Annotated in this window: 21 protein-coding genes and 1 tRNA gene; 4 read left to right on the top strand and 18 right to left on the bottom strand. The window is 38.0% G+C overall.

Annotated features, from left to right (window positions below; genetic code table 11):
- Nucleotides 1-91: 91 nt before the first annotated feature.
- The 5 genes from B5771_RS19450 to B5771_RS19430 all read right to left on the bottom strand — a co-directional run bounded on the left by B5771_RS19450 (nucleotide 92) and on the right by B5771_RS19430 (nucleotide 6835).
- On the bottom strand, nucleotides 92-2638 hold the full coding sequence (locus tag B5771_RS19450; protein WP_348982964.1) for a DNA translocase FtsK: 2547 nt from the start codon (nucleotides 2636-2638) through the stop codon (nucleotides 92-94).
- A 198-nt stretch (nucleotides 2639-2836) separates the two neighbouring features.
- On the bottom strand, nucleotides 2837-3796 hold the full coding sequence (locus tag B5771_RS19445) for a metal-dependent hydrolase (protein WP_088189034.1): 960 nt from the start codon (nucleotides 3794-3796) through the stop codon (nucleotides 2837-2839).
- Nucleotides 3797-3992: 196 nt separating this feature from the next.
- Nucleotides 3993-4883, bottom strand: a complete 891-nt coding sequence (locus B5771_RS19440; RefSeq protein ID WP_088189033.1) for a BON domain-containing protein — start codon at nucleotides 4881-4883, stop codon at nucleotides 3993-3995.
- Between the two features lie 73 nt (nucleotides 4884-4956).
- Complete coding sequence (locus B5771_RS19435; RefSeq protein WP_088189032.1) at nucleotides 4957-5976, bottom strand: potassium channel protein; 1020 nt, start codon at nucleotides 5974-5976, stop codon at nucleotides 4957-4959.
- A gap of 34 nt (nucleotides 5977-6010) precedes the next feature.
- Nucleotides 6011-6835, bottom strand: a complete 825-nt coding sequence (locus B5771_RS19430) for a PHP domain-containing protein (protein WP_088189031.1) — start codon at nucleotides 6833-6835, stop codon at nucleotides 6011-6013.
- Nucleotides 6836-6993: 158 nt separating this feature from the next.
- Between B5771_RS19430 and B5771_RS19425 the strand changes: the two genes are divergently transcribed.
- Nucleotides 6994-7067 (top strand) — tRNA-Trp (locus tag B5771_RS19425).
- A gap of 608 nt (nucleotides 7068-7675) precedes the next feature.
- On the opposite strand, the gene B5771_RS19420 is transcribed toward B5771_RS19425, so the two are convergent.
- Nucleotides 7676-7852, bottom strand: coding sequence for a DUF3606 domain-containing protein (locus B5771_RS19420; RefSeq protein ID WP_088189030.1), 177 nt, complete (start codon nucleotides 7850-7852; stop codon nucleotides 7676-7678).
- A 138-nt stretch (nucleotides 7853-7990) separates the two neighbouring features.
- Here B5771_RS19420 and B5771_RS19415 point away from each other — a divergent pair, with 138 nt between their 5' ends.
- Nucleotides 7991-8170, top strand: a complete 180-nt coding sequence (locus B5771_RS19415) for a hypothetical protein (protein WP_088189029.1) — start codon at nucleotides 7991-7993, stop codon at nucleotides 8168-8170.
- A gap of 359 nt (nucleotides 8171-8529) precedes the next feature.
- Here B5771_RS19415 and B5771_RS19410 read toward each other — a convergent pair whose 3' ends face one another.
- From B5771_RS19410 to B5771_RS19400, 3 genes are all read right to left on the bottom strand, one after another.
- Nucleotides 8530-8745 carry a hypothetical protein gene (locus B5771_RS19410; protein WP_088189028.1) on the bottom strand — a complete coding sequence of 72 codons (216 nt, stop codon included), beginning with the start codon at nucleotides 8743-8745 and terminating at the stop codon, nucleotides 8530-8532.
- A gap of 315 nt (nucleotides 8746-9060) precedes the next feature.
- Nucleotides 9061-9894 carry a DUF3825 domain-containing protein gene (locus B5771_RS19405; RefSeq protein WP_088189027.1) on the bottom strand — a complete coding sequence of 278 codons (834 nt, stop codon included), beginning with the start codon at nucleotides 9892-9894 and terminating at the stop codon, nucleotides 9061-9063.
- 405 nt (nucleotides 9895-10299) lie between these two features.
- The gene (locus B5771_RS19400; RefSeq protein WP_088189026.1) at nucleotides 10300-11181 is read right to left on the bottom strand and encodes a hypothetical protein; all 882 of its coding nucleotides are present in this window, start codon (nucleotides 11179-11181) and stop codon (nucleotides 10300-10302) included.
- A gap of 829 nt (nucleotides 11182-12010) precedes the next feature.
- Between B5771_RS19400 and B5771_RS19395 the strand changes: the two genes are divergently transcribed.
- Together B5771_RS19395 and B5771_RS19390 are read left to right on the top strand one after the other, a co-directional pair.
- On the top strand, nucleotides 12011-12226 hold the full coding sequence (locus tag B5771_RS19395) for a type II toxin-antitoxin system HicA family toxin (protein WP_088189025.1): 216 nt from the start codon (nucleotides 12011-12013) through the stop codon (nucleotides 12224-12226).
- Nucleotides 12227-12281: 55 nt separating this feature from the next.
- The gene (locus B5771_RS19390; RefSeq protein WP_088189024.1) at nucleotides 12282-12704 is read left to right on the top strand and encodes a type II toxin-antitoxin system HicB family antitoxin; all 423 of its coding nucleotides are present in this window, start codon (nucleotides 12282-12284) and stop codon (nucleotides 12702-12704) included.
- Between the two features lie 352 nt (nucleotides 12705-13056).
- Here B5771_RS19390 and B5771_RS19385 read toward each other — a convergent pair whose 3' ends face one another.
- The 9 genes from B5771_RS19385 to B5771_RS24385 all read right to left on the bottom strand — a co-directional run bounded on the left by B5771_RS19385 (nucleotide 13057) and on the right by B5771_RS24385 (nucleotide 18247).
- Entirely contained in the window at nucleotides 13057-13308 is a 252-nt protein-coding gene (locus B5771_RS19385; RefSeq protein ID WP_140417770.1) for a hypothetical protein, read from the bottom strand.
- A 20-nt stretch (nucleotides 13309-13328) separates the two neighbouring features.
- On the bottom strand, nucleotides 13329-13994 hold the full coding sequence (locus B5771_RS19380) for a hypothetical protein (RefSeq protein ID WP_088189022.1): 666 nt from the start codon (nucleotides 13992-13994) through the stop codon (nucleotides 13329-13331).
- Between the two features lie 248 nt (nucleotides 13995-14242).
- Nucleotides 14243-14584 carry a hypothetical protein gene (locus B5771_RS19375; protein WP_088189021.1) on the bottom strand — a complete coding sequence of 114 codons (342 nt, stop codon included), beginning with the start codon at nucleotides 14582-14584 and terminating at the stop codon, nucleotides 14243-14245.
- 40 nt (nucleotides 14585-14624) lie between these two features.
- On the bottom strand, nucleotides 14625-15029 hold the full coding sequence (locus B5771_RS19370; RefSeq protein WP_088189020.1) for a phage holin family protein: 405 nt from the start codon (nucleotides 15027-15029) through the stop codon (nucleotides 14625-14627).
- A 98-nt stretch (nucleotides 15030-15127) separates the two neighbouring features.
- Complete coding sequence (locus B5771_RS19365; protein ID WP_088189019.1) at nucleotides 15128-15595, bottom strand: hypothetical protein; 468 nt, start codon at nucleotides 15593-15595, stop codon at nucleotides 15128-15130.
- Between the two features lie 109 nt (nucleotides 15596-15704).
- The gene (locus B5771_RS24390; RefSeq protein ID WP_172408321.1) at nucleotides 15705-15842 is read right to left on the bottom strand and encodes a hypothetical protein; all 138 of its coding nucleotides are present in this window, start codon (nucleotides 15840-15842) and stop codon (nucleotides 15705-15707) included.
- 17 nt (nucleotides 15843-15859) lie between these two features.
- Nucleotides 15860-16543, bottom strand: a complete 684-nt coding sequence (locus tag B5771_RS19360; RefSeq protein WP_088189018.1) for a hypothetical protein — start codon at nucleotides 16541-16543, stop codon at nucleotides 15860-15862.
- A gap of 233 nt (nucleotides 16544-16776) precedes the next feature.
- Nucleotides 16777-17655 carry an Ig-like domain-containing protein gene (locus tag B5771_RS19355; protein WP_172408320.1) on the bottom strand — a complete coding sequence of 293 codons (879 nt, stop codon included), beginning with the start codon at nucleotides 17653-17655 and terminating at the stop codon, nucleotides 16777-16779.
- A gap of 436 nt (nucleotides 17656-18091) precedes the next feature.
- Nucleotides 18092-18247, bottom strand: a complete 156-nt coding sequence (locus B5771_RS24385) for a hypothetical protein (RefSeq protein WP_172408319.1) — start codon at nucleotides 18245-18247, stop codon at nucleotides 18092-18094.
- Nucleotides 18248-18615 lie beyond the last annotated feature (368 nt).

Below are 18615 nucleotides of genomic sequence, written 5' to 3'. Positions count from 1 at the left end.
AATCTCTCCCACTTCATTCATAAAAACAAACACCCTAGCCATTTTTCACAGCTAGGGTGCCGAAATTATTTATTAATTTAATTGTTAAGTATTAACCGAACCGCTCTTGAAATTCATCCATAGTAATAAGTACCTGTCTGGGTTTACTTCCTTCATAAGGTCCCACAACTCCCTGATCTTCAAGCATATCCATCAAGCGCGCAGCCCGGGTATATCCGAGTTTTAAGCGTCGTTGTAAGAAAGAGGTCGATGCTATACCGCTTTTAAGACAAAGTTTTCCCGCTTCAAAAAACAGCGCATCATCCGGCCCGTTACTTTCATCGTTCTTTTCCGGAGTTTCTGCAAACAACCGTTCCGGATCAAGATATTCGGGTTTGCCAAGACTCTTCCAATGGGCAATGATCTTTTGAACCTCTTCATCGGTCACTAAACAGCCTTGTACGCGTAACGCCTTATTAACTCCCAAGGGAGAATAAAGCATGTCCCCTTTGCCCAAAAGTTTTTCGGCTCCAGTAGCATCAAGTATCGTGCGTGAATCGATTTGAGACGATACCGCGAAGGAAATTCGGCTGGGAATATTGGCCTTAATGACCCCTGTTATCACGTCAACAGATGGACGCTGGGTTGCAATTACAAGATGAATGCCTGCTGCCCTCGCCATTTGGGCCAAACGGCAGATGGCCTCCTCAACTTCCCCGGGAGCTACAAGCATGAGATCTGCCAATTCATCGATGATGACTACGATGTAAGGCAGTTTCACGGACGAATCAGCTTCAGACTTAAGTTTATTATAGCGGACAACGTCTCGAACTCCAGCAGCGGCAAAAAGTTCATATCTATTTTCCATTTCTTTAACAATCCATTTAAGAGCACTGGCAGCCTTCTTAGGATCAACAACTACGGGAGCAAGAAGATGAGGAATTCCGTTATATTGACTCAGTTCAACCATTTTGGGATCCACGAGTAAGAATTTCACTTCTGCCGGCGTTGCATTAAATAAGATTGAATTTATGATTGAGGTAATACAAACACTCTTTCCGGAACCTGTAGCTCCGGCTACCAAAAGATGGGGCATTTTAATCAAATCTGCGACGATGGGCTGATCTGCTATATCTTTTCCTAATGCTACTTTAAGTTTCGAAGGATAGTCATGAAAACTAGGGGTCTCCAGTACTTCTCGAAAAGGTACCGAACGCGCCTGTTTATTGGGAACTTCGATACCAATAGCCGCTTTTCCTGGAATAGGAGCCTCAATACGTACATCACGAGCCGCCAGACCTAAAGCAATATCATCCGCCAGATTGACAATCTTACTAATTTTCACTCCCGGTGCCGGTGCCAATTCGTAACGAGTGATCACAGGTCCACTGGTAACCCGAATCACCTTTGCTTTAACTCCGAAATCTAAGAGAACTTTTTCTAATAACCTGGAAGTCTCCGGATCTTGGACAGGGGAATGTTTTAAAATGGGGTCAAGTAAAGAAAAGTCAGGAGATTCCCAAAGAGTATAATCTTGAGCTTTATCTTCAGGATCATCTTCATGAATACTTTTTGAAACTTCTTTAGGAATATCTTCGAAAGTAATAGGAACGTGAGTTTCGGGAGAAGGCTCCAAGGTAGATTCTAAGATCGGTTCTGTCTTTATTTCTGAATCTGATATTTGAGCCGATATGGGTTCTTGGATTGATTCGGTCTCTAATTCCATTTTAGATTCTGCGTTAAATTCCGGCTTCTTCTCCACTTCCGCAGAATCCAAAATTGTGTGCGGACCATTATGGGAAATCCCCAAATTAACGCCTGAATGATCACTGGGCCTTTCATCTTTTAAGATGCATTCCTTTACAGCCGTAACAGTATTAATCTCATGGTTGATCCGCAGATCAGGCTTATCCTCAGGTTTAAGGCCTTCAACCTGAGAATCTGTACAACATTGTTGATCTGATGATACCTTAAAGTTCTCTTCCAAATCCCTGTGAGTTGGATTGTTATCGATTTTAAACTGCGCTAAAAACTCTGCTTGATCTGCTTGTGATTTAAAGATAGGTTTAACCTGAATAGGTTTCTCTTTCAAATCATCCTGTACCAGTGGCCGGTTATTTTCCGATTTAGGAATTTCGTTCTCCGTTGTCTCTTCTTGGTCTACGTCCTCAAAATACGTTTCGATTCCCCTTAATAGAGTCAATTTCGGAGTCTTTTTCGGCAAAAACGACTCACCGGCTGCAAAATATGAAGGAAAATCTTCGCCCAGTTCGTTCATTTCCATCGCTTGTTCCTGATCAATATCTTTAATTTCTACCCATTCCGGCGAGGAAAAGTAATGATTAAAGCCTTGCAAATTAACAAGTTTTCCACCAGGCAAGGGTATTCCCTCGTCATTTAGGTTAGGACTTGTTAACCACGTTTTCGTGGGCTTCGCTTCAGTTTGTCTTCTGCTTTGAGCTTTAGCGACTGCTTTAGAATGAACACTCCTTGTGGTCGTTTGAACTTGAGTTTGAGACCGAGACCGAGATTGGAAAGACTGGACTTTATCCGAATAAATCCATAAAACGATAGCAATAATCATACATAAAAAAAACGCAATCCAAGCAAAAGAAGCCCCAAAAATTGCCGAAATCCCCGAAAAAATCTGTCTTCCCATAAAAAATCCCCGACCACCCATAAGGCTTATTAGAGAAAACAGGAACAATAAAATACTTATTATTTTTAATGACATTATTTTTAAATCAAACATCTCTAAATTCTTTCTATTGCCTCGCACCTTTTCACCCCCATGCTATATTACTCATTATGGTTGATACGCTATGAGAATGTCAAAAGGTTTTTTAGTCTAATCTCCTTAGTAACTTAAAAGCACACCCTCTTGATTAGGGAAATGATTAAAAATTTCATAGGATATTTCACCGTTTTCGTTCAAGTAAACATTGCCGGTATAGAGAAAATCACCTTTCGTCCAATAACGCAGGTCGACGAATTCCACCAAACATTCTCCTGAATCAGAGTTATGAGCCACCACATGATAATACGGGGTAAATTGACAAAACATTTCCGCCAAATTTCCCTCAAGAGCATTAGAAACTGAAGGATTGTCTTTATCGAATTTCGGTAAAACTCTGCAAATTGAAGGCATCTGATTACGAACAATACCAAACCGCACCGAATCTCCCTGGAAAAGAATAAAATTCCAGGCAAAAGGATGATACATGGCCGGAAGGACTTTAACCTCAGCACGAGATTTAATTGAATACACTCTCATAAGTTTACTACGAGTTTTCAAACGGCCGATTTGACGGTAGCCTAAATATAATAAACTGAAAAATATAGCAAACGATGCAGAAGGCCTGGAAAAATCAGCAGAACGCAATGAGGCCATAAAAGATCCCAGAAACAAGCATGATATGATGGGATCAGTAAGCATTATCATATCAACTGTAATTTTTTTACGCGAAAACGGCCATAACAATTCCGCTCCAAAAGAATTTAATAAGTCCATAATACTATGGGATAATGTTCCAATAAGTGTCCATAATACCACAGTCCACCAGGATGTCGTGGGATAAATCAAATATAAGGCAGTTCCGAGTACCAGAGACATTCCAGTTAAAGCAAGCAAAGAATGGCTTGCACCCCGGTGGTTCAACAAATAATTTAGCCGACCTTTGAGATAAGCTAAAATATCGAGATCAGGAAGCATTGCGCCCAGAGTACAGCCCAAAAAAACGGGATCATTTAATTGCATCGTATGACCTGAGAAAGCACTTAAGGCAATTCCGACGAGTCCATGAGTTATGGGATCCATTATTGCCCTCCTTCACATAATTGTCACGACCCTAACAGTTTTTATTATAGCATAAAGTTATTGAAGCAACCCGAATTTCATACTCAGAAATGCATTTCCTGATTTTTCATCTGCTAGCACATAATTAGAAAACTCCGCATTACCATGCGGAGTAAAATTCAAGACACAGATAGCAAAGTATCTAAACCTAAGTCAATTACCCTTTGCTGGAATGTGCGGCAACTTTAATGGAATTATTAACAGTATGAATCTCAGGGATGCCTTTAATCATTTCTTCAGGCAGATCACGTTCCTCTTCGGTGTAAACTTCTCCAGTCAGAAAAGCAATACCATTCTGTACAAAAGCTCGAACTTGACCTGAATTTAAACCATGCTGTCCCAACTTTGATACCAGCTGCTCCGTCAGCCACAAGTCGTCACCTTGCGACCGATGGCGAGTCATGATCTCACTGACAACAGCCTTCACACCGGGAACTTGATATGCGGTTTCAACGGCCCATTCCATCTCTTCCTGAGTGTCGACAAGACCGCTTAACGTTATCAAGCCATTACGCACACCCGTCTGAATTTCATGTGCATTAACCCAAGGCGATGCAACCAAGGCATTTTCCACGCGATTTACTAAAGTCGCATCATCAACAGCTTTCTCCAAAAATTGAATTTCGCTGCGGATTTCTTTTACACCGCGTACCTGAGAAGCAAGGCGCTTAGCTAACCGTTCAGTGCTTTGGGTCTCGACATGTCCGAGCAAGGTGGCAATTCCGCGGCTAACCCGACACCCCAAATGAGTAATATCCTCAAAATTAGACCTCTTAAACCGTTCAACAATTCCCTCTTCTATATCCTTATCCAAGATATTTCCGTCGTTAGCAACCGTCAGAGAGTTATCTAATTCACGAACACCATCGATGCGGCCCACACGACTCCCGAAAAAATCCTTTTCCACCAAACTATCAACCGTTCCCCAGATTATTGCCCTGTCTCCTTTGACCTCCACGTGAATTCCCTGTCCGCTTTCTCCGAAATGTGTATGAATAAGTTTTTTGATATCACTAAGAATGTCTTTTTCGGATCGTGAATTATGCATAAAATCTCCCTCCAAAATGAAGCTGTGTTTTCATACTCAGAGGGTATTTTATCCCAAGACTTCCTCTTTTAATCTATCCTATTTCAGCAGGCTTTAATTTTGTCAGATTCGCTGCCACTTCTTCCAAAAGATGCAATTGTTCTCTTAAACCCAACACTATGAGAAGATCACCTTCTATGATTTTCTCTTGAGCGCTAGGATTACTGATAACACGATCATTACGCAAAATTGCTAAAATCATAGCACCAGTTTCCTGCTTAATACCGCTTGTGGACAAGGTTCTTCCGATCAGGCAAGACCCTTGATCAACTTTAAGTTCCATAATTTCCATCCCAATATTTTGATCATGAATACAGGTTTCAAGATACTCAATACTAACAGGTTTCAAAATTGACATAGCCATTCTCCAGCCGCCTAATATGGCTGGAGAAATCACCTTGTCAGCTCCGGCACGCAACAATTTATTCTCGGATTCTAACCGATCCATGCGGGCAACCACCTGAATATTCGGGTTTAGTCCTTTTGCTGTCAGGGTTACAAACACGTTTAGGGAATCTTCAGGAAGTGCCGTAATTAACCCCTTTGCTCGCTCAATTCCAGCCTTTTTTAATACCTCATCTTCAGTAGCATCATTATTGATGACTAGATATCCTTCCTCAACAAACTCATGGGCCAAATCCTCTTCTTGTTCAATAACGACACAAGGATGGCCTTCTTTCTTCAGACGATAAATCACTTGTTTTCCAACGCGCCCTGCTCCGCAGACAATAATATGGTCTTGAAGTTCTTCGATCTTTTTATTCATCTTTCTTCTCCCATACGCCCCGGCCAGTTGACCCTCAATTAAAAACGCCATCATTAATCCAACGAAATAGAGCATTACTCCAGCTCCGCCAATCATGAGAATGATGATAAAGACATGGCCGGAATCTGATTTAACTTCATAATCTCCGTAACCCACCGTCGTAATGGTCTCAACAGTAAAATAAAAAGCTTGGGCCAAAGTGAGGTGTTCCGTAGTCATTAACCCAACTGTTCCGAAAAACAGCGTAAACAAAAGAGCTGAAAAGGCTAGTCCAATGCGTCTGCCCAAAAAATCACTTCTTCCTTTACAACAACCTCTGGCTTTAGGTCAGTAGGTTTCGCAGCTTGTAAACTCCTTCAAGGGGAACATCCATCTGACCCATTTGGATCCGGCCAAATGGCCCATGATAATCACTTCCACCTGTAGCCAAAAGGGCAAATTGAGCAGCAACTTCAGCGTAATAAGAGATTAACCTCTGCTGTTGTTCCCAATAGCCATAATACACTTCAAGCCCAATTGGCCGATAGGCTAAGAGATCAAAGACCATATCCGGTTCAGACAATAAACCGGGATGAGCCACAACAGGGAAACCTCCGGAATTAAAAATCAAATCAACAGCATCTTCAAATCTATGTTTTAGATAGGGAAGATAGGCGATTCCACCGGGGCGAAAATATGTGGCGATATCTTGCCAGCTTTTTGGATTTAAGCTGCTATATCGATGATGTATAGCCCTCATAATATGGCCCTTACTAACAGCTCCAATCGAACCGACCTCACGCTCAACATCCTTCCATTCAATGGAAAGTCCCCCCTTCTGAAGACATTTAACCATATCGTAGGCCAGAGACGTACGCTGCTTTCGAATCTCGCTTAAACGAGTTTGCAAAACTGAATTGTGAATATCTTTAAAGTAGCCTAGTAGATGAACTTCCTCTCCCTGAAAATTTGTTAATAATTCAACTCCGGGGATAACTTCAATATTTAGATATTTGGCCAATTCTTCTGCCCTTGTGATTCCCTCAGTACTTTCATGATCTGTGATAGCAAGTATTTTAACGTCATTTGAATGGGCGAGATTTAAGACCTCTTCGACAGTCTGCGAACCGTCAGATTCTTGAGTATGAACGTGTAAATCAATCCTCAAGGTACCCACTCCCTCCCATTGACTTATTTTATAATGCCTATTCTGGTTTTTCTTGAAAAATCCTGCCGCCTTTATTATATTTCATTTAAATTAGTTCCATAATCATAGTTGACACATATCTTATTTTAAGCTATAATTCAATTCGTCGCCAAAACTAAAGGGGATTAGTTTAATGGTAGAACAGCGGTCTCCAAAACCGTCAGTGCGAGTTCGACTCTTGCATCCCCTGCCAACCTAGAAACCGCATCCAGCAAGTGATTGCTGGATTTTTTATTTTGCAATTTTGGCTACTACATAAGAGATTGGCTACTATTTGGCTACTAAAGATACAAGAAAATACCATAAAATATAAGTCAATACGTAAATTTTCTACCGCAAATTTAAACATGAGCATACAATTAAGTATGCTCATGTTATCTTGTTATCTATTGAAACTAAAAAGTTAGTATTGTCCTTTTTTAACCCAGTCTGTACATTCGGAGTAAATCTCATCAGCTGCTTCATGAATCCAATCCTCAGGAATATCAGGGAATTGCATATACAATTCTTCTAAAGGATCATCATTACCTTGAGCGGCCTGATAATAAAGCCCTGGTAACTGTGCGAGTACATAGCAATAAAGAAACCCTATAATGAATATTTTAAGACCCTTATAATTCTTATTCTTGAATGCCGCAATTTGCTTGTTATAGAGTTTAAAGGCCCACTAAAAACAAAAAGCTCGGTTTTAATAACCGGGGTTTTGATGGTCATCATTAATTCGCGAAGCTTTGAACAACAACATAAAAGCTTATTTATATTATGAATGCCTGGCTCATTAGAGCCAGGCATTCATAATAATTATTTACCCAAATATTTCTTAACTTCCGCTGCTGAATCTCCAACCGCTTTAACTGCGGCTTTAAGTTGAACCTCAGTGCATCCAAACGTATCACACCAATAATTCACTTCATAAGGTTCATGAATATTAATTCGCGAAGAATCTTGAGGTCTTTTCTTAGTTTTATCATCTGGCATCTATGTCATCTCCTTTCTTCTTAAATCTTCGGCACACGGAATTTTTTTCCTGCATAAAGTACCATCACTCGAAGGGCTTATCCCATAAAATGGAGAAATACCCCTTTATTATCTATTAAGAAAGGGGGAATCAAATAAATGACGCCTTTATTCCAATGTCAAAAATGCTTAAAAGCCTTTGTTCCCAAGGAAGATCTGTATTCGAAAGTATACGCAGAGCAATCATTATGCATGATGTGCAGAAAGGCCGGTGGTCAGGATAAGTTTACACCAGAAGAAAATATGAGCTTGTTTGCAGAAGAACAATTGGCGAAATAAATCCTCTCTATATTAAGACAGCCCCTCCAAATAAGGAGGCCACTGAAAAACTTTATCTTCGAGAAGGTCAGTACCATATATAGTGCTGACTTTCTATTTTACCTACGGCATATGGTGGCTTTGGATACCCAAGCAATAGATTTTCCTAGATTTTCAGTGGCCTCCAAATAAGCTGGAGGGGCTTTTCTTGTATCAGCGATGCACCGTGCATATTAATTAAAGAATACTTCCAGCAACATCGATGAGAGTATTAGAAAACAGAGATGGTCGTTAAATATTATGCCCAGGGCTAGGGGTGAATTCAACCTTATCTTGCCCATGAAAGAATCTCATCGTCGCTGATTCTATGCAATGTTCGATTAGTGTAACATAGACATAAAGGCACTTCCCAATCCATTGGCCAAATAACTTAGGGCTAATAGCGATATACCATTGATGTAAAACCAGTTACCTTGACCTTTTGTTTGTTGCTTTAGAAATCTTACGGATTTACGCACTCCAAAGGAAACAGAAACTACCCCCCCAATTAAAAATAAATTTGCGAACCATAGCAAATCTCTTCCTATTAGACTCATTGTTCCCCACCCCCTTTTTTACCACAAAAACAAAAGAGACTAATTTAAACGCTCTGTGATTCGAGCGCTAAATCAGTCTCCGTCTTCTTGCGGTATCGCTGTAATATTGAATTCAAACTATTCTACCTTAAAAATGAATCAGTTTCAAGCCTTTCACATTTTACATATCATCCAATCACCCACGATCTTCTCCTCTTACATGGAGATGCCCCACTCAATCTAGTTTTCTTTGTCATCGAGATTGAAGCTGACTGAATGAGGGCGGCGGTTGAGGTCAAACCAGGCGGGAACGAAGATAGCGTTACGATAATTTATTTAGGATTCATCCGGTCCTATAATATCATCCTCTTTTATATCATTCGCGTCTTTTAATGGCTGAAGCCACTCTGGGTCTGGCCTAGTTATCAATCTAGCATTATTGTACGCCATATCTAAAGTGAGTATAGTCTTCGCTATATATACATCATCAATTTTTCTGACTGCTAATGCACAATCTGCTATTGTTTTTTTAGTAACACATACCGGAATCAAAAGTTGAATTTCATCATGCCTGGGTGAATATTGAGGAATTGCTAATTTGTAATTTCTTTTCAATCTTCTATATGCATTTCGCATGCGATTTACAATAACATCTTCTCTGTAATCTTCCGGAATAGTCTTAATAACTTTAGGTAATCTTCCTTGCCTTTCATCAAGAATATGATTTAAAGAGTAATTCATTTCCTTTGTAGCATCAAATATAAAATCAGAGGGATTTATTATATAATTTGCCGGTTCAGGCAATTTCCCTCTAATAACGTTTAATATATTATTTGTCTCTTCGTAAAATCCAACTAACTCAAACTTATCATTTTCCGTTACTCTTTTAAAAATAGCGAAAATTTCCTCATACTTTTCCGTCTCTAAACCTGTATTAAAACAGGCATAATTGCTATTTTCGAATATTTTATGTGGTTCCTTTTTCGTCAAATATCCAAACGTGTGATGAATATATTTCCATAAAACAAAAAGATTTTTATCGACGCTTTTACAAGGTCTTTCTACACCACTCCAATCCTCTTTAGGAAAAGATAAGCTGGCAAGGTCATTTAATTTTCTATTTTCATCAGTACAGTTAGCCCAGTTATACAAGTCCGATGCACCGGCCATTTTAATCGCTCCCGCTCTAAGTTATATTTATTTCGCCTATATCATCTCACAACCTTTTCGCGAAGTAAGGGGAAACTTGTCTAATCATTAAAAAATCCCTCACCAATTGATGAAGGATTAACGTGAAATTATGCTAAAATCACTAACGAAAATATTTAAGCGCTTTACCCTTTGTCTATCTTACTCTGGCACTTAAACAGCAGCATCCAATTTGCCTGCGACCTTCTCTTCTTCCATGGAGATGACCTGCTCAATCTTGATCTATTTGCGATCTAGCTTGAAGCGAACTGGACAGGGCGTCCATTGAACTCGAACTAGGCGATGACGGAGATGAGGGTAACGAGGATTTTTGTAAAAGTGACTCCTCTCCCCCGATTTTTTCATTCATCCAAGATAGATCAAAATTTATATGTTTAATGGTTTATATCTATTAATTAGATTTGGTATTTCATATTTATGATCCTCAAATAAATCTGATAAAAACTCATTATTTATTTCAAGAGCTAAGTCAAACATCAATTTTTCTAGCTCAGCTGCCTTGGTTATAAACACATTATTAAATTCATTCAATAAATCATCAGTTAATAGCTGATCAATATTAATGCTTTTATGTATAGCATCTTCCGTCGCTGCTAAAAATAATTTTATTTTTTCTACTGAAGTATTAAGTTCTTCATTCAATGTCACAAATTTAATGATTTCTCCGTAAAACTTATTAAGAATAATAATCCTTGAAAATATGATCTTTGACATGATTGCTTGTTGATCATCTAAATTTTGTAAATTCACTTCTAGCAAACCAATTAAATTTTGAAATTCCCTTTCAAAGTCAAAAGAACCATTATTAACTATGGTTAAATCTTTCTGATATTTAACGGAAAAAATGATAAGCCTTCTCATATGAGAATACAACATTTGTAAATGCTTTTGAAAGTATACAATAGGCTCATTAACATTTTTCGCAGTTTCTATTTGAAGATCTCGTTTAATCCTATCATTATTTTCCTTATTTAAAGATTCTTTTTGTACTTCAATTTGCTTTGAAGCAATTATATATGCAATATAACCACCAATAGCTCCCCCTAAGCTACATCCGAGTATACTTCCAAAATAACCAATCCAAGCCGAAGGTTGACTATGACTTACAGTATAAGGAATCATTCCAAAAGCAAAGTAGTTAGTGAATATTGTTACAATAAAAATGATTAATAACCCTAATATAATATAATACATTATTCTATTTGTCTTTTTATTCTCATTCATTTCGGTTTGCCCAGTTTGCGTCATATCATAGGCCTCTTTTATCTTAGTATATTGTTGTGAATTATGAATTTTTAAGAAATTTAGTTTCTCTATATGTCTCCCTACACGGCTTTCAATCAATTCCTTTTTAAGGGAAGTCTTGCCTTGACGGGCCTCAAAGCTAAAAATATTAGCTGCTTTACCTTAAATACATAAACTGTTCATGGGGTTGAAGTAAACACTCTAAATTTACCTTCTGCTTTGTGTTCAAGCCAAAACGTTACCCCAATCCTATATGATTTGTTATTTATTTAATTTCATTTTTCAAATTGCTTCGACGCAGATTAACATTTTCCTGCTTTTACAAAAAATTATACTTACACCGAAACGAAACTCAGTATAAGTTCTTAATTAATTAAATAGTAATACCTACCTATATCAATCATTTAGTGCTTTAAAGAGGTAATAAAGCGGAAAATAGTAACGTTTTTTGGGGGCACATAATTAAATGCGATCTTCTAGCAAACTGAGTTAAAAAACACTAAATACATGTTCCTTTTTTACTCTATTTTACTAGTTCGGAAAAACAAAAATCCCGATTATATCTTGTTTGAGCCTTGTTAAGAAGTCCAATCTGGCGAAACGAAACGCCCCAAAAAATTTTTTTCAAAACTAGTTTTTTTCGGGACTCGCAAGACCCGCATATCCCCAGTCAGCTGAAAGGACCCGCGATTATTTGATATAGTTAGAAACCTTATTCAACTATTCCCCCACTAACAAATACACGCATAAGAAATACGCATATTTTCCTCGCAATTACTTGACACGCATTATTTACGCGTGTTATAATTATATCAGAAAGGAGGTCAGGAACTTGGGGAAACAAATAACAGTAAGGAAAGTGCTACAAAAACTAAAAGAAGAAGGTTTTGTTAAATCCCCAAACCACGGTAATAGCACCAGCCATCAACGGTACATACACAAAACAAACCCTGAGAGATACGCCGACATAGCCTTTCACCACACCGGACAGGTAATCCCAAAGGGAACGCTAAGCAATATAGAGAAATCATCAGGGGTTAAGTTCTAACCCCTGATGTTAACCACATAAAAGCATATATAAAATAAACAGGAGTTGATTATTAATGTCTAATCATTTGATTTATCCAATAGTCGTTGAAAAAGCTGAAGACGGAGGACTCGGGATGTATTTCCCTGACTTTCCTGGCACTGCTATCTTGAGTCTTGATATTGCCGAAGGCATCCGAAAAGCCAAAGATATGCTTGTAGGTCTTGTTCTAGAAAAGGAAGAACAAGGCCAATCTCTTCCCGTTCCTTCAGTTCCTGAAAATATCTCCTTATTTGATGAAAGTGACCGAATCGTTTTTGTCGAAGTTTATATGCCTCCATATCGTAATGAAGCCGCGAACAAGGCCGTAACTAAGAACTGCACTTTGCCTAAATGGTTACGAGATGCCGGCGAAGAGGCTGGTCTGAATTTCTCACAGCTTCTTCAAGCATCCATCAAGGAAGCTCTCGGCATTAAATTAATAGAAAAGCATCATTAAACGTAAAAATAATTATTTAGCAGCCTTAACCGGCTGCTTTTCATTCTAATTCCTTTTTCTTCTTGATAGATTCCTCATGATCTTTCTGCTCTTTCAAACATTCAGGACATAATTTCAAGAAAAGAGAAGTATTTCTTTTTGCATCTTGAGCATTGGAAAAGAATCGGTTTAATTCTCGTTCTCTTAACCGAAAATTTCACTTTTATCTTCTTCAAAAAAAGAAGGCTCCGCTCTGCCTGTTGGAAAGGCCAAAAATTCAGAACGTAATCCTACTTTAATTGTTAAAAAAAGGGTAAGAGTCAAGCTCCTACCCCATGCATTATGATATATATCCTTTCTGATGATCTGTAATTCAATTCAATGCCTTCTTGGCCACACCGCGTACATGTTCTAACAAAGGATCGTTGTTTGACGCTCTATGGCCATTAAGGGTATTCTGTGCAATCTTGCTAACATGGTCAAGAATTGCGTCAACCTCTTTCTCTGCCTTAAATAAATCCAGCACTTCTTTTGCATCCTCAATTGTTGCTTCTTTATTAACTGCCTTTGCCATGAGTTCTTTAATTCGTAACTCCCTTGCTTTGCTATCATTGTTGTTAGCCATATTAAACATTCCTTTCATCATTAGATTCTAGTTAAACCGGAATTACCCCAGTTAATCGATGGTCCTGCCCCAACATTCTTCGACGAAGGCCCGTAATCCATCGGAACCTCAATATATTGGTCCAATAGTTCACCGGTAATGCCATTAATAAGTGCGGAAAGATACCTTTCTTCATACATATTCTTGATTTTACGAGGCTCTATATATTTCAGCAGTGGAAGCAACTCTTTAGCCTCTGTCCTACTTACTAAAGAATTCCTTTCGCTTTTTGCACATTCAAGTTGTTTCTTCATGGACTCAATATCTTTCTCTAACTTATCGCATTGATCCGTTTTCTTTTGTATAAGTATGCTTCTTTCATCTCTCACCTTACGTGCCATATCAAGAGCTGTTGATATTCCAGTCTGAATGATGGACTGGTTATTCATTGCTTCCTTGTATGCCTCAACCCTGGCTTGAAGGTCATCATATTTAAATCTGAGTTGAGCGATCTTTTTGTTTGCAGTTGCTTGACCTTGTTCGTCATCTGCTAGGTCATAATTAACTAGGTCCTGCATTAAACCATCAATGCTGCTCTTTACTTCGACAGCCTCTTTCTGCAGACTATTAATCTTCTCCTGAATTTTAGAGTTTCGTTTAGCAACCTCACCTAAAAGACTATCTACCGCTTCTTTGACCTTTGACATAATTAATTCCTGCCTTTCTAGTTTTAAGATTACCTTTCTTAGGGCTCGATGAATATTGCGTTTTATTCCAAGGAAAGCTCCTTAATCTTCCGCTCTGTAATCGATGACTTAGCTTCGCTGAATATACTAAGCCATTAGCCGTGTGCATCTTACATCACCTCCAGAGTTGAGTTACTTTATTGGGTATACATGAAAAGCAGTAGCACATTTACCATTTTCTTTTATTCCGTGTCCCACAAGGGAAGCTCTTAACGTTCAATCATCCAGGTAAATTCATCAATCTCACGAATTTTATACCCTTCAGCTATGACTCGATCCTTTAGCCTTTTCCTACGCCTATTTGCTCTTATGATTTCTTTCATAGGCTTGATATCAGGCAGTTCCGAAAGCTCGCTTATTACATTTCTAAGCCTTCCTTTTGGAATCCGTTTACCGTCACAACCAATAACTTTTTGCGACTGTATTATAGCCAAAAGCAAGGTCGGTTCCCTCTCCCTAATCTTGTCCAACATAGATTTCATGCTGCACATTCCAGTTAATTTATGTTCGATACCTAAAATGTTATCATAATCTACTTGATCCTCACTCACTTTCCAACCTCCTTGTGATGAGTCCTTAAGCTGAATGAACTCATATCATTTGCTTAATTTCCTCATTGCTGCCAATATCTTTCGGCATAACAGCTATAGTTACATCAATCTTTCCAACGTTCTCAATCATAGAAATCCCTTCACGCCCAGCATAGTAGTACATCGCCAGCGTTCTCAAAACCGGGCCGGAGTTGCCAAAAAGCTTATCCAAAAGAACTGCTAAGGCGACAAGAGAAAGAATAACTATCTTTCTAATGCCGCCCCAAAACATAACTTCGGAATTTACTTTCTTCTGTCTTACCGCCCCTAAGAAACCTGTAATATAATCTAAGACCATAAGGTAAACAAGAACCTTAAGCGCGATATCCCACCCACCGCACCAAGCCGTAACGGCCGTCCCTATCGCGGCAAACGATGATTTGAAAATGAATTCCTTTTCGTTCATTTCTGCCTCCAAGTGCAAAGATGGCCCTGGGTGCCTTACTTCGCTGTCACCTCCTGCAGCTTTTCACGCTTAGATTCCAGGGCATAATAAAAACGCCCCTATTCAGAGCGTTTGGCAAGTTTCTTGTCATTAATTTTTCTGATTAGTCGGATTTCATTGCTCCTTCCCCAAACTGTATTCACCCATTCATATGTGAATTTTTTCCCAGTCTGCGTTTCGAATGATATAAATATTGGTGTAATCATCTGTATCCCATAATCTAAATCTTTTATTTCATAAAATGCTTCTCTACCGCTAATCAGCACGTTAGGTCCTACTGCTTCTACCCGGGTTATTTGATTACCATTTTGCATTTCAACTTTAACTATAACTTTTAATGCGTGCCCTGGACCGTAATTGACTAACTTAAGTTTGCATCCCATTAATTCCGGATTACTGAACTCTTCCAAAGATACAAATGCATTAGAACTTTCTTCAACGAGTCTCTTATTAAAATAAACATAAATTGCCGTCGTTATCAGCAACAGCACGCTTGATATAGCTTGTATCCATGATGCTAATTCCAAATTAATCACCTCTAGATTCTAATACTAGAAACAGGAGGAAGAATCCTTCTTATTTCATATAAAGAGTCTTTTAGTTAGGACAATAAAATAGCACTCTTTCGAGTGCCTATTACTTCATATATTTTTCAACTATTAAATCCAGATCATTGATGAACTTCTCTTCTCTTTCAGTAAGCTTATCCTTATCGAGTAATTCTTTGCCAAGTTCCAAACAACTTTTTATAAAATTTCCCATTAATTCTTCCAATCCTTCTCCCCCCAATTTCATGCATCCATTTCAAAAAACTCAATAAATTGAACGCCTAAAGTGCTAATTCTCACTTTATCAGGTGTTGCTTTTGAAATAAAATCGCCTTGCAGATCTCCAATCGTTTTTTGGATAGATGCTAGACATAATGACTCCAACTTTCTAAGGATATGCGTTTCAATTGCCTCATACTTATTCATACTATTACGATTTTCGTCTATTAAATAACTTACTGCTGTTTTTTTACTTTCTTTATATAATTGAATTAATATTCTTATATCCGCTAGCCTTAAACTATTTAATACATCGTAATATGCTATGATTATATCCTCGTTAGAAACTTTATTCTCTATAGCCGTATTAATTCCGTTTATAATGAACTTAATTTTTTCTTCCTGAATTTCTTCGGTTATGCTGTCAAATGCAATTGGAATAAGCTTTTCACTTATAAATGTTTTTTCAATATCTGACATTTGTTTTATCACATCTTCTATTTTAACAATTCTACCTTTTAGCTGCTCCATTGCATTGAATAACATCTTTTCTGACCTTTTTTGTTTATAACTTAAAATTGTTGTTGCAATACCAGGAGCTATTTGACCAAACAATGTATCAGATAATAGGCCGCCAGCAAGCGAGGCTCCTCCACCTAATACGGTATCAAAACTTTCTTTTAGTTGATTTTTCAAGTTTTCTTTCATAATAAACTACACCCCTTTGTATGAAATATTTGACAAAGGAGTGTGATTTCCTCTTTTTACTTGCTGCACATAATACGTCTTACTGCGTAATACTAGTTTTTTATTTAGGTAAGCTAACCACGATGCTTTGCACCTTTAGCTTCGCCGATAGTTAGGAAATGAGAGATTCAAAACAACCTCCCCCGACTAAGCAAGAGAGGTTGTTTGTATCCTATTAGTTTTATCCCATTTCCTTATGAATTAACTCTCACATAAATAGTATAAGTCTTACCGCTATAAACTCCTTGAACAATACAGAGGCCATTAGCCACTCCTTTAACTTTGCCTGTGCTATCTACTGATGCAACACTTGGGTCCATCGATGTCCAGGTAACACTCGATGCATCATCGGCTATCCACAGGCGTTTTGACTCCCCCGCTTTGAGATTCAAGGCAAGTCGAAGATTTTCAGCACCCTTAAGAACCTTTACAGGTATATAGTCTGTAAATGAATTGTCACTCTTGGCTGCAGTTATATTGCATATACCTTCTTTTACAGCTGTAACTTTGCCATTTGCATCGACTTTAGCGACTGTAGGGTCTGAGGATGTCCAGGTTAGGCTTGCATTATCAGAAAGGCTACTTGTAACACTGAGTTGTGCCTGTTCTGCAACGTCTAAAAGTACTTTGAGGTGATCATCATTAGTGGAATAAACGTTATGACCAGGGCCAACGTAACTAGGCCCTAAAACAACAGTTCCATCAGAATATTTTTCAACAATTTCAATAACATCATTTGGAGTAGCCTGAATTGGAGTATCACATTTTTTCCAACTATCTAAAAAATTAATAGTTTTATATGTCATAGGAGGATTAGAGCCAGAATCTATTAAAGTATTATTCTTGTATCTATACCAATACATAGTTTGATTAGCAACATTATTATAAACAGAAGAATCTATATAAGTATAAACATAACCGTCATTACCAATAGCTAGCTGTCTACCACCTACCATTTGTCCAACCTCACAAAAATTAGATGGATATGGAGAAGGATCAGCAAAAACAGGCGTGATAGATGCAAAAATAAGAATTATAGCTGAAAGAATAATAAAAATTAATTTATTTTTCATGATGACCACTCCTTTGCAAAACAATGTCAAGTTCATACTTGAATATTGATAAAGCAGATGTACGAGATGAAGATACCCTTCAAACAGGAATATCTTGAAATTTCTCAACTGGAACATTAACTTAAAAAAATCAGTATTTACGGTAACCCATGTAGATCCACCGTCACTATGATTGTATAGTAATTTATTTGGGCTGATACTGAGCAGGACCCAAAGCAATCTTCATGTCACTATTTTTCCCTAACTACCTTACCTCCTTTATGATATTTCGGCGCCTGTCAAAAATTATAATCTCTAACTGTAAAAATTTGTAGTCTTATGTTGAAATTTCTTATATGTTATCATTTATGGTTAACCTGTAAAATGATCCCTAACCTTACTTTGGAGCATTAAAAACACCCCTTTTTCAAGGAGTGTGATTGTGAGCTAAATGGGTCTACTGTGACAAAGCCTTCAGCGTTTCGTAACCATCTTCTACTTGTTCTCTTGTTAAAAAACTATTTTCATAACTGTTGTAAACTCTCCCATCCTGCATTTCCCAAAATCCATCTACTTCTTCAACCCAACCAACAATTTCCAAAATTTTAAACATATATAATACCCCCTTCATTTTTGGAGTATTATATTAATTACATTAGAGAGTATTAACATTTTTGTTAAAGGGCAAAGAAAAGAGACTATCGCTAGTCCTTGCTTTGCCCTTCTTTAGAATTAAGCCGCTGTGCCGTTTACGACCTCAGTTACAACAGTTTTGAGGTTATACAGATTAGGTACCTGGTCGAGCTTGTAAGTTCCTGTCATAACCAGGGATACCCATACTAGCACTAAGCCGCTGTTATTGATTTATACTGAAACCTGACCCCACTCTTTCATTGAATATTGACCCCCTCACAATAAAAAGATATCCTTTCTCAGTCAGTAGCAATTACATAGAGAAAGGATATCTGGGAGGAGAATGAA

This window comes from Desulfosporosinus sp. FKA (assembly GCF_002196785.1).
In the GTDB taxonomy this organism is placed as follows: Bacteria; Bacillota; Desulfitobacteriia; order Desulfitobacteriales; family Desulfitobacteriaceae; genus Desulfosporosinus; species Desulfosporosinus acididurans.
Note: the sequence above shows the minus strand (reverse complement) of the source record. Positions and strands in the feature narration are given on the sequence as shown.

What these genes read in the sequence shown, in the direction of transcription:
- B5771_RS19450 (WP_348982964.1), bottom strand. Translation starts at nt 2,638, where the DNA reads ATGGGAAGACAGATTTTTTCGGGGATTTCGGCAATTTTTGGGGCTTCT.
- B5771_RS19445 (WP_088189034.1), bottom strand. Translation starts at nt 3,796, where the DNA reads ATGGATCCCATAACTCATGGACTCGTCGGAATTGCCTTAAGTGCTTTC.
- B5771_RS19440 (WP_088189033.1), bottom strand. Translation starts at nt 4,883, where the DNA reads ATGCATAATTCACGATCCGAAAAAGACATTCTTAGTGATATCAAAAAA.
- B5771_RS19420 (WP_088189030.1), bottom strand. Translation starts at nt 7,852, where the DNA reads ATGCCAGATGATAAAACTAAGAAAAGACCTCAAGATTCTTCGCGAATT.
- B5771_RS19415 (WP_088189029.1), top strand. Translation starts at nt 7,991, where the DNA reads ATGACGCCTTTATTCCAATGTCAAAAATGCTTAAAAGCCTTTGTTCCC.
- B5771_RS19410 (WP_088189028.1), bottom strand. Translation starts at nt 8,745, where the DNA reads ATGAGTCTAATAGGAAGAGATTTGCTATGGTTCGCAAATTTATTTTTA.
- B5771_RS19405 (WP_088189027.1), bottom strand. Translation starts at nt 9,894, where the DNA reads ATGGCCGGTGCATCGGACTTGTATAACTGGGCTAACTGTACTGATGAA.
- B5771_RS19400 (WP_088189026.1), bottom strand. Translation starts at nt 11,181, where the DNA reads ATGACGCAAACTGGGCAAACCGAAATGAATGAGAATAAAAAGACAAAT.
- B5771_RS19390 (WP_088189024.1), top strand. Translation starts at nt 12,282, where the DNA reads ATGTCTAATCATTTGATTTATCCAATAGTCGTTGAAAAAGCTGAAGAC.
- B5771_RS19385 (WP_140417770.1), bottom strand. Translation starts at nt 13,308, where the DNA reads ATGGCTAACAACAATGATAGCAAAGCAAGGGAGTTACGAATTAAAGAA.
- B5771_RS19380 (WP_088189022.1), bottom strand. Translation starts at nt 13,994, where the DNA reads ATGTCAAAGGTCAAAGAAGCGGTAGATAGTCTTTTAGGTGAGGTTGCT.
- B5771_RS19370 (WP_088189020.1), bottom strand. Translation starts at nt 15,029, where the DNA reads ATGAACGAAAAGGAATTCATTTTCAAATCATCGTTTGCCGCGATAGGG.
- B5771_RS19360 (WP_088189018.1), bottom strand. Translation starts at nt 16,543, where the DNA reads ATGAAAGAAAACTTGAAAAATCAACTAAAAGAAAGTTTTGATACCGTA.
- B5771_RS19355 (WP_172408320.1), bottom strand. Translation starts at nt 17,655, where the DNA reads ATGAAAAATAAATTAATTTTTATTATTCTTTCAGCTATAATTCTTATT.
- B5771_RS24385 (WP_172408319.1), bottom strand. Translation starts at nt 18,247, where the DNA reads ATGTTTAAAATTTTGGAAATTGTTGGTTGGGTTGAAGAAGTAGATGGA.